Source organism: Pseudoalteromonas sp. Angola-7 (assembly GCF_028599255.1).
GTDB classification, from domain to species: domain Bacteria; phylum Pseudomonadota; class Gammaproteobacteria; order Enterobacterales; family Alteromonadaceae; genus Pseudoalteromonas; species Pseudoalteromonas atlantica.
This window is the reverse complement of sequence record NZ_JAQREL010000008.1, coordinates 75,517-88,843: the sequence shown is the minus strand read 5'-3', so window position 1 is coordinate 88,843 and position 13,327 is coordinate 75,517. Positions and strand designations below refer to the sequence as shown.

12 protein-coding genes are annotated in these 13,327 nt (G+C 38.3%); 3 read left to right on the top strand and 9 right to left on the bottom strand.

Annotated elements, in window-relative coordinates; genetic code table 11:
- Positions 1 to 165: 165 nt before the first annotated feature.
- The 7 genes from PSH50_RS12365 to PSH50_RS12335 all read right to left on the bottom strand — a co-directional run bounded on the left by PSH50_RS12365 (position 166) and on the right by PSH50_RS12335 (position 7,357).
- Positions 166 to 1,257, bottom strand: a complete 1,092-nt coding sequence (locus PSH50_RS12365) for a DUF3150 domain-containing protein (protein ID WP_273587585.1) — start codon at positions 1,255 to 1,257, stop codon at positions 166 to 168.
- Between the two features lie 95 nt (positions 1,258 to 1,352).
- Complete coding sequence (locus tag PSH50_RS12360) at positions 1,353 to 1,904, bottom strand: hypothetical protein (protein ID WP_273587584.1); 552 nt, start codon at positions 1,902 to 1,904, stop codon at positions 1,353 to 1,355.
- Positions 1,905 to 1,942: 38 nt separating this feature from the next.
- The gene (locus PSH50_RS12355) at positions 1,943 to 2,986 is read right to left on the bottom strand and encodes an AAA family ATPase (protein ID WP_273587583.1); all 1,044 of its coding nucleotides are present in this window, start codon (positions 2,984 to 2,986) and stop codon (positions 1,943 to 1,945) included.
- A 146-nt stretch (positions 2,987 to 3,132) separates the two neighbouring features.
- Positions 3,133 to 3,435, bottom strand: coding sequence for a hypothetical protein (locus PSH50_RS12350; protein WP_273587582.1), 303 nt, complete (start codon positions 3,433 to 3,435; stop codon positions 3,133 to 3,135).
- A gap of 48 nt (positions 3,436 to 3,483) precedes the next feature.
- Positions 3,484 to 4,116: a hypothetical protein gene (locus PSH50_RS12345; RefSeq protein WP_273587581.1), complete on the bottom strand. Its 633-nt coding sequence runs from the start codon at positions 4,114 to 4,116 to the stop codon at positions 3,484 to 3,486.
- 429 nt (positions 4,117 to 4,545) lie between these two features.
- Complete coding sequence (locus PSH50_RS12340) at positions 4,546 to 4,869, bottom strand: hypothetical protein (RefSeq protein ID WP_273602787.1); 324 nt, start codon at positions 4,867 to 4,869, stop codon at positions 4,546 to 4,548.
- A 571-nt stretch (positions 4,870 to 5,440) separates the two neighbouring features.
- The gene (locus tag PSH50_RS12335) at positions 5,441 to 7,357 is read right to left on the bottom strand and encodes a UvrD-helicase domain-containing protein (RefSeq protein WP_273609682.1); all 1,917 of its coding nucleotides are present in this window, start codon (positions 7,355 to 7,357) and stop codon (positions 5,441 to 5,443) included.
- A 113-nt stretch (positions 7,358 to 7,470) separates the two neighbouring features.
- On the opposite strand from PSH50_RS12335, the gene PSH50_RS12330 reads away from it, so the two are divergent.
- The 3 genes from PSH50_RS12330 (at position 7,471) to PSH50_RS12320 (ending at position 8,881) form a co-directional block, all read left to right on the top strand.
- Positions 7,471 to 7,698, top strand: a complete 228-nt coding sequence (locus tag PSH50_RS12330) for a helix-turn-helix domain-containing protein (RefSeq protein WP_273609681.1) — start codon at positions 7,471 to 7,473, stop codon at positions 7,696 to 7,698.
- Between the two features lie 3 nt (positions 7,699 to 7,701).
- Positions 7,702 to 7,935, top strand: coding sequence for a hypothetical protein (locus PSH50_RS12325; RefSeq protein ID WP_273587577.1), 234 nt, complete (start codon positions 7,702 to 7,704; stop codon positions 7,933 to 7,935).
- Positions 7,936 to 8,020: 85 nt separating this feature from the next.
- On the top strand, positions 8,021 to 8,881 hold the full coding sequence (locus PSH50_RS12320; RefSeq protein ID WP_273609680.1) for a hypothetical protein: 861 nt from the start codon (positions 8,021 to 8,023) through the stop codon (positions 8,879 to 8,881).
- A 74-nt stretch (positions 8,882 to 8,955) separates the two neighbouring features.
- On the opposite strand, the gene traN is transcribed toward PSH50_RS12320, so the two are convergent.
- Positions 8,956 to 11,769, bottom strand: coding sequence for a conjugal transfer protein TraN (traN, locus tag PSH50_RS12315; RefSeq protein ID WP_273609679.1), 2,814 nt, complete (start codon positions 11,767 to 11,769; stop codon positions 8,956 to 8,958).
- Positions 11,770 to 12,023: 254 nt separating this feature from the next.
- Positions 12,024 to 13,199, bottom strand: coding sequence for a TraU family protein (locus PSH50_RS12310; protein WP_273587574.1), 1,176 nt, complete (start codon positions 13,197 to 13,199; stop codon positions 12,024 to 12,026).
- Positions 13,200 to 13,327 lie beyond the last annotated feature (128 nt).

Genomic DNA, 13,327 nt, shown 5'->3' with positions numbered 1-13,327 from the left:
TCCGAAATATTAAATTTTGGGTGCAACCATGCCCAAGCGGGTAGGTGCACCCGCGTGGGTTTTAGTCTTAATCTTTAAAAACACTCTTTAGAAAAGTGCTTTTAAGGAGCAAGCCACCAGCAAAAGCACATGGCTTTTACTGGTGTTTGAAGTTGCTAAAATTAATTACCAACCATCAAAAGCAAAGCTGTCTATGGCCACACTCTCTTGCTGAACTGTATGTTCAGTGTTGAATGGGTCATCTATTGACTGCTTTGCTGCTTCTCCAAATGGGTTTTGACTGAAGGGGTCAACTTCAGTGTTTATACTAGGCGTTTCAGTCGATACACCATCATCAAATGGCACTTCTTCTTCAAACTCAACCTCTTCTGGTTCACTTAATTCATCGCCACCATTTCCATAAGCTGTCATTTTTGCTTGGTCACTAACGAGCGTCAAAAAATGACACACTTTATGATAGTCACCACCCATTAAAGGGTATGTTTTAGGTAGTTCATCAAGGACTTCAGAAAAACGTTCCGCAACCCGAGCAACACTAGAATCCAAGAACGATAAATTAATCAATTTATCGCGCAATGCGAAAACTGGCTTTAACTTCTTGCTAGTTGCTTTTTCAGATCTTAGAAACGACTTTTGATAGATTTCAGCTGCTTCATTAGAAACTTCTTCAAACAAAGTTTGAGATGCCTCTTCTGTCATAACATCTTCATCACCATCAAATAGTGGTTGTATTGCCATAGGCGGGTGTACCTTGAAGGTGAATCGACTAGCAAATTTACTAGCTTCCTCCGCACATTTTCGAATATAAGCCTCAACGGGCTGATTATTTAAAACATGCTCTTCAATAGTGCTGTCATAGAGGTTTTTTAATTGCTCTACTTCAGCTTTAAACTCAGTATCAATAGCCTCTAACTCTGTAATCAAATCATCTAATTGAGTGATTGGTACAAGGGTAGCGCCTTTTGCAAAGCTAATACCTCGTTGATTTAGAGCGCGACGAGCTTGAGCTGAACACTTACTAACAAATCTAAGCTTTTCTTTTGGAAACCAACGTAACTTGGTTCCTGAAAGCAACTGAGAATCGAGCACTTGTCCATCTATTAGCGATTTACTATCTGAGATAATACTCTCGCCACAAGCTCCTTGAACTTCTACTGAAATTAAACAAGCACCGCTTTTAATGTCTAAGTTGGCATTGCTAGCGGCTAATTTTGAAGCTTCTTTTGCTGAATCGACTGTATATTTTTGGGTTGTCATGGTTACTCTCCGGGGTTTTGATTAAATTCGGAGCATAACAACCCTGTTCAGGGGAGTTATGCCCCTGTAGGGTTAAGGTTTTGAGGTGTTAGCCTCTATTTACAATATTCTAAGGTTCTAGTTTTGTGATCATACTCAAAATTGTTGACGGTAGAAAAATAACCATCATCAAGTTTTTCTTGAATACGTTCTCTCACTGCAACCTTATTGTTAACTTCTTGCGGAACCCAATAGTCGCCATACCGATTAGTTTTTTTATAAAAAACATAAACCGTATTATTTACGCGACCAATGGCCCAAAGCTCATCTTTGCTCTTACTTAAAGTAACAACATCAAAACTAGCTGTTGGGTATGAAGAAGGTCTACATGGTAGAAAACCTAATTCAACTGCTTCCACGCCTTTGTATTCAGTAACGTGTTTAAGATTAAAATGAGTACCCACATCTTCAAGGTGTGTATCGTTATCTACCCATTTAATATCACTCACTTTTCTGTATACACTGCTAAGGCCAGTAAAGGCGTTCACAGGGCTAAAAGTTACCGATAATCTCTTTCCACTAGCATTAGTTCCGATAGACATTGCTATAAATGACCCATCTGAAAGCTCTTTAGCTTCAAATACATCATTATTTAAACATTCTGTCATATCGTAAAAACTAGCTACCGGCGTTGTGGAAGAGTTATTTACTTTTTTTCATGCGCGGCAAAAACTTCTCCACTGGTCTTATCAAGATCTGAACCTAATAATCGTTGCAAAACTGCATCAACTATTTCTTGGCTATCACTATCAACACCACCTTGCATAGAGAAATCTAATGCTTCGCGCCACTCAGCATCTTTACCAAACACCATGGTGTGGTAGGCCCAATTCACCAAAGTTCGTGTACTGAAAATACAACCGATTGGATCATCAATGCCTTTACCATCATCACCGACACGTAATTTTCTTAGTTCGTTAGCGACTAAGATCATTTTGTGTGCAAGTGCATATGGGATTGCTGGGAATTGCTTTTGTACTATTTTTAACTCAAGTGCTGGCTGTGGGTAATACGTTCTGTACCAACCGATACGTGAACGTAGTGCGTCATCTAACTTCTGTGAAGAAGTATAAAATTCTGAACCACCCTCGCCTGTCGTGTTACCTGTGGCAACAATACGACACAATGAGTGTTTAGTTAGTGTCTTTCCAATTTGCTCTACAGGCCATGGCTTACCTTCCAGTAGTCCATGAATCGCAGCACCAGTGTTGCGATTTACCTTATCAAGTTCATCAAAAATAACTAACCCACCGCTTGCGTAAGCTTTTGCAGCTGGACCAGGATTAAAAGGTGTTTCGCCATTCATAAGAACGCGAGAACCTTCAAGATCTTCTGGCATTAAGCTACCGTGGCATTTAACCATATACACAGGTTCATTTAAGTGATCTGCTACATAAAGTAACATCTCTGTTTTACCTGTCCCTGTCTCACCGTGCAAACCAAAGGTTTGTAGTTGAACTGGGGCCATCCACCAAGATAAGAAGCGTTTAAGCGTCTTTTCATTAGGAATGTAATATTTGTTAGAGCCTTGACAATCAGGGTGTCTGTTTTTACGACGAGTTAGCGACCTTTCACCTGGGGTGAAAAAATCAGGGAAAATGCTGTGTGCATCTACCTTTTCTAATTCGTTGTAATTAACTTTAGTTGATTGAATTTGAGCTACGTTTTCTGCTGTGTTTGTATTTGACATGGTTACTCTCCAAAATTTCCGTAAGGGTTAAGTTTTTGGAGATAGCATTACCCCAATCAGGGATAATCTATCCCCGATAGGGTTTTATTTAATGAAAAACATTAAAATTAAGGGTTTATGAGCTTATATATACAAATAAAAATAAATTATTCGCTATAAAGCTCTTCTATTTTTAAATCGATAGCAGCACTTTCATTATATGTTTGAACGGCTAGTTTATAAGCGGCTAAGTATTTTCCAGCAAAATCAGTCGATAAATCCGTTAAGGCTTCATCAATTTGACTAATATACATACTGGGAACTACATCACCTTTTTCTAGCGCTATCCAAACAATAAGGTCTGTATCGTTTATGAAGGAATTAAAATTTAGAATTTTAGATGTAACTTTCGAAGTGAAAATTTCAACTAAATTATAAGAAAAACTTTCTCTTAATATTTTTTCTAGCATTTAATTTCTCCATTATCAGTTAATTTATGTTTAACGTTTACAAGGTTACTAGTAGCCCTCTTTAGGTACATAAGTTACTCCTTGCTTAGTATAAGCATCTGATATTTCTAACATTTCCAAAGCGAACTTGTTAACTCCGCGTAATCTAAGTTCATGATAAATACCTTTACGTAATTCAACATGATCGAAGCCGAAAGCTTTACAAATTAAAGTGAAATAATTAGAACTAATGAACTCAATTTCTGTAATCATATCTTCTGTATCAATAGCCACATCTCGAATAATTTCTAAAGAACGATCAACCATCCATAAGCATAGTTTTTCAATTTCTTCATCCGTCCATTCAACATGTGTAACACAGTTAATTGCATCGAGTTCAGGGTCAAATAAAGAGATAATTGAGTCTTCATAAGTCGGGTTACCGCGCTTAATAGCCTGCAAAATATCTAAATCCAACGGGTGTTGAATTACATTTTCTTTATTCCAACTAGGTGACCAATGAGCGTGTTGCTTTATTAATTCACCTTTTTCATGCATAGAAAGCCAACTTTTTACCTTTTTATCAGTAACACCAAAACGTTTTGCACAAGCTGGAATAGTCGAGCCGTGGTGCTTGATACGAAAAACGCATTCAATTTTGTCTTGATGGTTAACTTTATTTTTCTTTGCGTGGGTTTGCATGGTTACTCTCCGGGATATATAAAAACGGGAGTACATGCACCCCAAAGGAGTGTAAAAATACTCCCGCGGGGGTTTAGGCCTAAGCCATGGGTTTAAATTTAGTTACGATTTAAGTGTGTATGCTTAAAAAGAGACTTTCAAAGTGCAAAATTAAAAAACCACGTTAAGTACAAACGAAAATCAAATATGATTCGAGTTTGCAAATAAGTGTGTAGCAAAGACCAAGATTAAGAAGACAATAAAAATATTGAAGTCAAAATGATGGTAATCATTACAACGCGTAGATTTAGGTTATTTTGCGATAGGAAAGGCGGTTTAACTAAACTGTGTTGAAATAAAATACTAAATAGTGAGTTCAACTAGGTTGAAGTTAACTAATAGTGTTTTATTTGCTTTGGGTTTATTTAGTTTTAATTTAAGAGGTTAAACTTAAATCATATCTTTTTTGAAGCGCGAAATTAAAACGGGGACTGCACTTAAAAGACCAAACATCACAATAAAATTGCTTAGGTTGGTTAATAAGCCTGTAGTGCTTGTCATGTTAGATGCAATAAACATTAAAGATATTACATTCATAAGCCAGATAAACAATACAACGAGTCGCCCAAAGAAATTTTCGCTATGAAAAAGTTTTGAAACTAAATAGGTCGGTAAATAAATACATTTTGTAACTAATCCAACTAGGTTGAACAGGTTGCTTATAACGTTTTTATTTGCCTTGGGGTTTTTAGCGACTTTTTTAAGTTTTCGCATGAGTGGTTACTCTCCATTTTTTTTAAGGTTTTAAATAGCAGGGCTATGTGGGTTTAATGCCGAAGCAAAAGATTCATTGACCTAAAAGGTTGAATCGTCACTTTACAGGGATGTAAAGCCGCGAGGGTTTATACTCCATGCAAGGAGTCGAAGTTAAAAACTTCAGTTAAAAAAAATGGTAAAAATAATTCAGAACATAACTCTAAAGTTATGTTTTCAATTAATTTTGGGCACGAAAAAAGGCCAGGTAAGCAAATTTTAAAAAATGCAAACTGGTTTTAGGGGGGTTGGTAAACTAATTTAAAAAGCTTACAAAGCCATATGCAAAATACATAGATGGCGATTTTTTAGGACTAGCCTAATGGGGTTTTGGCTTCACAATGAAGCTTTATACTATTTTTGGCTACGCTCAGTATTTTGTATATTTAACTAAGCATAGCCATAGTGTTTCGATGAATATATAACGGCTATAATTATTTTTCAATACTTGTAACATTTTTTATTGAAAATATACGCTCATAACAGTTTGTTGGTAAATTATTCATTTAAAACTACCGCAAGATTAAAAATCTTATTCAAGTTGCATTTCTTCTACAAACCGTGAGTGCTTCCTTTCGCGGTAACTTATGTATAACTCAGACTCAGCCCTGGTCATAGCAACGTAGAATAACCTTCTTTCTTCTTCAAGAAAGGCTGTTTTACTCTCCTCGTTATCACTATCACCTTTAAACTTAGTTGGTACTCGATTTTTTTCCGCATCAAGTACCCAAACTTTTTCCCACTGCAGACCTTTAGAGCCGTTCATTGTAGCCAAAATAACTTTTGTTTTATCACTATGGTTAACTTCGTCTTTTGTTTGTATTAGCCGTATTAACGCTGCTACTCGCACTCTTAACGAACCGCTGTATCCAAGAAGCCGAAGCGCCACTAAGCGAAGCTTATTAAATGCTTTTTCATGATCTTTTGAAATTTTTACTGAGGCATCCAGAACATTGTTTATGTATTGTTTAATACCTTCTTCATCGCCATTATTAGGCAGATTTTTTGCCAAATCTAAATACAAAGATAACTGTTCATTTTCCGGCAGTGAAAGTGTACTGGCCTTACTTATATCGCCAACCTCTGTTAAATGCTGGTGGGCATCACTTATTGTGTCATTGGGCACACCGAGAAAACTTAAAGCATCATCTATACAGCTAAAATCTTTTGGGTTAGATAAACTTTTATATAAACTCACTAAGCCATAAACCATAGATGACTCCCAAATACTTTTTCCACCAATTCTCTCTACCGGTATATCAAGGTTTACAAGCTCTTCTTGCATCATATCAAGCAATCTATTTGTCCTAGCCAATACAGCCCAACCTTTCGGGTTTTTCGCTATTTCAAGCGCAACTACACCATGGCTTTCAAAGGGCACAGAGGTGTTCGCTAATATAAAATCACTTTCTTTATATTTATAGGTCTTTTGATTGATTAAATTTAGATAGTTCTCAAGCGATCTACGGTAATGCCAGCTTGCAGCAGGAGGTACAATCTTACGTTCAACTACATATTTCTGATATTTATAGAGTTCTTCGGGTTCTATTTGTAATGCTTTTTCAATGGCCATGCGTGAATACTCTTTAAATATAACTTTGCCACCTTCGCTTTTGGCTGACTTCATTGTTTTAGGCATTCTCTCTATGTTGTAATCTATGAGCTCTCCAGCATACTCAAGTATTTCCGGCGGACACCTGAAGCAGATACTTAATAGAAAAGCTTTTGCGTCAAATTCTTCCTGGAACCTAACCATATTTTTATACCCGTTACCCCCTCTCCAAGAGTATATAGCCTGATCATCATCGCCTACTACCGTAAAAGAACGCTCACCTACATTATTTTCTTTTATCCAAGCGTATTCAATTTCTGAAGTGTCTTGAAACTCATCCACCAGCATATGGGTGAACTCTAACGGTTTTATTTTTTTATTTCTGAGCGCAAAAATCAGTTCAACACTGAGCGTTGTTAAATCTACTTTATTGTACTGTCTAAGCGCGGTCAGGTAATTTTTTGAAATTTCAGATAGTTTATTAATATCACCATTTGAATTTAAATACTCTGCAGGAAAACCTACTTCTATAAATTGAAGCTCATTTTCATCCTTACCTATTGCCCGGCGTTTAAATAGCTCATGGTTAGGCCCCATAATTAATTGCCTACCGCCTAATAGTGGGCGTGCGTGCTCTAAAATTAACTTCGCAAAAGTCTTTATATCCACGCGTTTTAATTCATCGTCAGTTACTAATTTTGAAATTCGGTGTTGAGTTTCAGCCGTTGATGAACGTGTGAAAGTAACCATTATCAAAAAGTTATTTTCATTTGCCTTTAATATTCGACTGGCCAACTCAATTGAGAGGTGGGTTTTACCGCTACCGGGTAAAGCAAGGACTAACTTATTTTCATCTCTATGCATTACCACTTCGTTCTGATCATTCGTTAATGCCATATTTAATCTTACAAGTGCTTAAAACCCCCATTCTAACTTTTCCTGATCAGTAGCCAGAATTTTACAATAGGTAAAAATGGCAACTGTAAATATGAATTTGGAAAAATAAGTATATGAAAAAGTACGGTCGTATTTTAGGGCGTCGAATTAAATCGCAAAGAGAAAAACAACTTCTAACAGCTACACAAGTAGCGTCAAAAATTAATGTAGATGTCGAAACTTACTTAAAGTGGGAAAATGGCGAGGAACTTCCTCCACATAGGCAGCTTAATAGATTATCAACAATATTGAGAAGCCATACCGATCGATTATCTGCCGGTTTATTGTTACAGGGGAATTAATAGATGATTAAAATTGAATGTGTTGGAAAAGTGATCCAAAACAGCTACAGCTTAGACGAATTCATAAAAAACCTCTCAGTAGTTAAAGGGTGTCATATATCCCTTAAATACTTGCAAAATAGTGGCCTGCGCCGAGTTTTATATCTTTCTGTGCAAGAATGTGGCGCTTTAAAAGATACATATACTGATGAGTCTATGACTGCCGAAGAAATATGGCGAATACATGAAACTTGGTAACTCAACTCATAAATCAGTAGCCTAGTTTTAAGAATATGTTTAAATACATTAACTTTTGAAAAACACATAAAAACGGTACACAGCAATGAAATCAATTAAAAACTCTTTTTTGGCATTATCGGTGCTTTCTCTTACGGCCTGTATGTCTACTCAGCCTCCTGTTATTACACAAGAATCAAACGAGGTTTATCAATTTGATGATAACGCGAGCTTTGCGTTAAATGTAGCTCAAATGACACGTAAAACAGCGGGATTATCAGATGTAGAGCTACCAGAAGATGCACAATTCAAGGCTAATCGTGGCTTAGTAGGCGCTGAATACGCTATGTCTTTTTTAACTGGTGGCTTAGTTGATTTGGCGGGCAGTATGGGTGCTCAATCACAGGCCGATAGAGCTTTTAATTGGAAGCCTATGCTTGTGTTTTTAGGTGATTTAAATAGTCAAAACATCGATGCTGATGCAGTAAAAGTTGTCGAAAGAGAGCTTACTAATACTTTCAATAATATTGAGGGTACTAAATTTAACGCATTGCTACGAATAAAAAGCGATCACTTTGATAATAATTTTATGCTCTTTTATAAAGGCGGTGTTATATGCGACCCAAGTAAGAATACAACTTTCAATTTCACAGGTGAAATTGAAAACTCTAACCTTCTAAATTTTGATCGTAAGCTCAACGGTTCATGTGCCGCAGGCATAAAAATCGAAGTTGTTGGTAAAGTCGAATACAAAAATCAAATTAAAGATGTTATTACATTGACTTTTATTAATGGCTACGAAAGTTTTACTGATATGGCTGTTGCCACTTCTGGCTTTGCCGTTGTGCCAAAGTCTTATGGTGTATGGGGAAGTGGTATTAAATACACCGTTCCCGCCCCTTACGTAATTCATAACAATACTATGCATTTATTTACAAAAGAAAATTCATCTTTTAAATTGAAATAATATATTCCTTTATTTATGGGGAGTACGGATTTAGATGCCAGCCTTTAAGGGCTGGCTTTTATTTCTAACTAATATCAACCACCTTCTTCACTACCAAGTGAAAACCCAAATTCACAGATTTGGGGCCTCGGATATTTAGAGCAATCTAGCGGTTCGTTCATTTTTTCCTTGATCACTTTAGCTCCTTCAGCTGCATTACTCGTTCTTTCAATGGTTCTTTCAGTAGGTGTTTGTCTGTATTGTGTGTTTTCATAACGACCACTTGCACTCAAATCATCTTCGTTAGATTCTGGGATTAGGTTGGACTCAACCATTACTCCTATCCATTCGCTAAGGTCTATTTGATTAAAGTCTAGTGCCTGTAATTCCTCATGAGTAAGCCCTGAGCACTCGGTCATATCCTTATCCAAAAGAACGTGAGCTTGCTCCATAACTATTCGGCTTAAAATAGAACCATAACAACAATAATCTTGCCTTTTCATATAGCACACACCTAAGCTTTCTTTAGCGCAGTATTTATTCTCCACCGCATAGCATTGACGCATTTCTAGCTTGAGAGCTGTATCGTTGTCAACATCATCGCAAGCTGTGAGTAAAGAGCCCACGAGCTGTGCTAGTTGATACATAGAGTACCAAAACATAACTGCACCTAAAAAGTTAGCCGCGCTTGCCATACCTTCACTTAGGCCTTTTACAGCAGTTTCACCGGTAGTTTGTGAAACCGAAGTTGTAAACATAAGTTCCCCGAGTTGTTGAGGTAACGCATCATAAATAAGTTGGTAAATATACTGCGTCATAGGGCTTAAACCCGCCTCTGCTACAGTGGATGCAGCAGCGCCGGCAGAACTGCTTGCCGCTCCCGGCACTGTCGTTGCAACGTTGCCAGTAACGGTTTCTACTGCACTCGTATAAAATGAGCTAACGCTTTCCCAAGCATTAGTTGAAGTTACAGCGTCTGATACTGTTGTCCATGCTCCGTTAATTGCTTCAGCCGCTGGCTCTGAAAACACGCCACCCATTTGCTGATTTTCAAACTTGAGCATCATTTGTGTCATGTTTAAGTAATCAAGAAAGTCGATACCTTCTGGTGCTTCGCAACAATCATTCCCCCAATCTGAAGCGGTAGCCCATGAGCAATATTGCCTTTCGCCTTCAAATATTCTACAAGTAGATACGTCTCCAGGTATTTCACATGATGCCTCGCCTGGTATTTGCTCCATTACATTAGCGATAGCAGCAGCTTGAAAGAAATTATCATTTTGTTCCTTTTCTCCCCAGCTACATTCACCACCTGAGCATGGCAGCATGCCTTCACATGCTGATTCAGTAGTTTCATATTCAAAATCTACGTCTTGGCCATTGTCACATTCATATGTAACAGTTTCATTTACACAGTAATTCCAACCATCAATAGTAAAGCCGTCTGTACATTCTGTTTTAATTTCAACACATTCATCCTTTTCTTCGTAAACATCACAAGTTCCACCCGAAGACTTTATTTCCTCCCATGTTCTACAAACTTCAACTACAGTTCCATCTTCTTGCTCTTGATTAGTACAAACTTCTTCACCTTTAAAGGGGTCGCATGTATATCCATCTAGGTTTACTTCCCAAGAGATATTTTCCACATCACCGCTGTACCATGGCAATATATCTGCAAGCATTTCAGCATCATAGCCCTGAAGCCCACCTTGAATAGTTGTATAACCTGTAAACGTACAATTTCCATCTATTTCAAATTCGCCTGTTACTGGATCTGGAGGAAAAGAGGTAAGCCCATTTGATTTCTTTACGTCATTAGAAAGGGCGTCGTAGCAACCCTCGGGGATTTGAGTATCTTCACCTAGCTGGCCAACAAAGCGGTATCTTGCTTGTGCATTTAGAATCCATTCGGTATCGCTATACTCATCAGTTTTATCTTCGATGCTGATTATACCAACTAAGCCATTAGCACAACTTGGTGCCTGTAACTCATTAATTCTAGTCGATGTATCAATTTTACCCGTAAGGCTAGTCCCTTCCCAGGTGTCTAAATTAACCCGGCTAAAAGTGGCGTCTGGATCAGTGTCACACATATTTCTAAAAGCATCATTTGCGGCCACATTAAAGTCAAATGCAATCGAGTCCGTAGGCTCTATTGGCTTAACTTCTCCAGTTTGGAGATTAAACTCAACAGTAAGTATAGTTCGCCCTTGTCCTGCAACGGTAAGAAGTGCATCTGTAATAACAGGCACTGCTCTTTTAACCTGACAATGAAAGGGGTTGTCTTTTTGTAATCGCTGACAAAATTTTTCTTGAATGTTTGGGGCGTATAATTCTCCGCTTTTCGCTACAGTGGTGGTGCCACAAGAATCAAAAAAACCCCCGCCAGTCTGCTCTACATTATCTAGCGTTGCATAAGTTTGGGTCATTAACACATCGGGTACTGTTTGCTGTGCACCAGACTGGGCGTTATCGAGTATTGTTCTATAAGCTACAGCTTCTGTAGTGTTGTTTGCGCTAGATGAGAGCCTAGCGTTCGAATCTCGACCTGCTTGATATAGGGCATCTTCATCACCATAGGTGCCCTCACCCTCCCACTTTGTTTGGTCATGATTAATTTCTGAGGAATAAAGTTGATCTGCTGATACGCTAACCGGCTTTAATTCGTTGCTCGCCCCCGGTTTGAGTCGAACTTTTATCTCACCATCTTCCGTGCGATATGTTTCAAATGCCCTGTCTCTATTGAGTTTAACATCTACTTCATTGGTGGTTGGGTTTATGCTGGGCATGGTTTGCGTTGAGCTTACGATATTGGCACTTTTAAGCGCAGAGGTCATATCTGCGCCACCTTCGTTCATACCCTTAATATCAAGCGTGTGCTCATTGCTATTAGACCTTAAGATCATATTCTCAAGTTTGTCTTTCAAGTCCTTTGATGCTCGCGGAGTAATATCGTATTTATTACTTTCTAAATTTTTATGCCTGTACGGATCAGAAATGTTGTACTTATGTTCAAGTTCCTTTAGTAGCTTATCCTCATCTTCAGCCGCGAAGCTTGATGTTGAGTAAAAACTCAACATCATGCCTACTGTTAGCGCGCTAGAATTTATGATAATGCTAGAAATGATTAGGGAACAAAAAAAGCTTAAATGAGCTTTCATTATTCTTCACCTCCAGAGTTACCACCACCTGGTAAGTCTCTTACGCAACAATCTCGGTAATTCCAAATTAAATATAAAAAGGTTTTATCTTTCCCCGGCCGTTTCCTACCACCAACCGGCACACACCAACGAGCTGTTGACATACCCATAGGATGACAGCATGTATCATATGGCTCAATTTCTTCGCCTTCACCCGCTTTCTCTGTCATTGAGTCTGGACCTGTAAGCTCTCCATCAACCTCAAAATCAGGAACGATAGATGTACTCGCTTCGGGGATAGGGTATAGCATTGAGAATTTATATTGTGACCTCGGCGTCATTGGTGCCCAAGTTGGTTCGCACTGTGCATCAGGCCCCATCGTTTTTCTCGCTAAGCCTTTTCGATGTAACGACGCTATAGCTCTTTGTGATATTAAAGAAGTTGCGGCTACTTGATCTGGTTGTGGGTACACAAAACCAGTTAATGGGTATAAGTTCCCATCACAACCGGCGCAAGGAAAAGATGATTCTATTGGCGCATCTGCTGTCGCACGTACACAATCTAATGAGCAGTATGCTTGTGCAATAGGGTTTGAAAATATAATAGCCTCTGGATTGAGTAGTATGGCCAGTAAATCATTGTGCCATAACGGATCAACTTCACTGAGGTACATCAAATCAAAATCTACATATTCCGAGCTACAAGAAGGCATTACGAACATCTGTAGCATTACCATTATTGGGTATGAATAATAGTGATATTGGTAAAAACCGCTTGTTGAACGTGTGCCATCTTTCGGCACCTCGTTAGAGTGCCCTAAACCTTCATAGCTATTTTGAAGCCTGATCCCCCCAAGACCGCCACTACACCACGGGATAGTTGTAACCTCAATAACGCGTTGTGGTTGCCAAAAGGCTAAAGGCCAACCTAATTGGGGTACGCCTGCCCTGTCTTCACATGCACAAACTGGCGAACTTGGCGCTGCGCCATCTGGTGGGTTACCAACACCAAGTAATGAAACGTTATCTAAAAAACAGTCCCAGCAAATACCAGTAAACACATTTGTAAAAAGATTTGCATCTTCACAAACAGCCGATGAAGCATCAACATCAGCTGAACTATCTCCACTAGGAATTACATCTTCCGCGCTAGCTTGGCCAGTGAAAAACACTAAAAAGAATACTAAAACATTCATCAATTTGAACATTGGTAATTTTTTTAAGAGGTCACTTTCAATTTTAAAGAATGACATTAAGCCCCCCTTAAATCATTAAGTATTGTAAGAGCCCAGTTAACGCCTATAACAATGTATGAGTAAGCCTG

Coding starts and splice junctions, on each gene's coding strand:
- PSH50_RS12320 (WP_273609680.1), top strand. CDS start 8,021: ATGAAATCAATTAAAAACTCTTTTTTGGCATTATCGGTGCTTTCTCTT.
- PSH50_RS12340 (WP_273602787.1), bottom strand. CDS start 4,869: ATGCGAAAACTTAAAAAAGTCGCTAAAAACCCCAAGGCAAATAAAAAC.
- traN (WP_273609679.1), bottom strand. CDS start 11,769: ATGATCTTAAGGTCTAATAGCAATGAGCACACGCTTGATATTAAGGGT.
- PSH50_RS12335 (WP_273609682.1), bottom strand. CDS start 7,357: ATGGCATTAACGAATGATCAGAACGAAGTGGTAATGCATAGAGATGAA.
- PSH50_RS12310 (WP_273587574.1), bottom strand. CDS start 13,199: ATGAATGTTTTAGTATTCTTTTTAGTGTTTTTCACTGGCCAAGCTAGC.
- PSH50_RS12330 (WP_273609681.1), top strand. CDS start 7,471: ATGAAAAAGTACGGTCGTATTTTAGGGCGTCGAATTAAATCGCAAAGA.
- PSH50_RS12360 (WP_273587584.1), bottom strand. CDS start 1,904: ATGACAGAATGTTTAAATAATGATGTATTTGAAGCTAAAGAGCTTTCA.
- PSH50_RS12350 (WP_273587582.1), bottom strand. CDS start 3,435: ATGCTAGAAAAAATATTAAGAGAAAGTTTTTCTTATAATTTAGTTGAA.
- PSH50_RS12355 (WP_273587583.1), bottom strand. CDS start 2,986: ATGTCAAATACAAACACAGCAGAAAACGTAGCTCAAATTCAATCAACT.
- PSH50_RS12345 (WP_273587581.1), bottom strand. CDS start 4,116: ATGCAAACCCACGCAAAGAAAAATAAAGTTAACCATCAAGACAAAATT.
- PSH50_RS12325 (WP_273587577.1), top strand. CDS start 7,702: ATGATTAAAATTGAATGTGTTGGAAAAGTGATCCAAAACAGCTACAGC.
- PSH50_RS12365 (WP_273587585.1), bottom strand. CDS start 1,257: ATGACAACCCAAAAATATACAGTCGATTCAGCAAAAGAAGCTTCAAAA.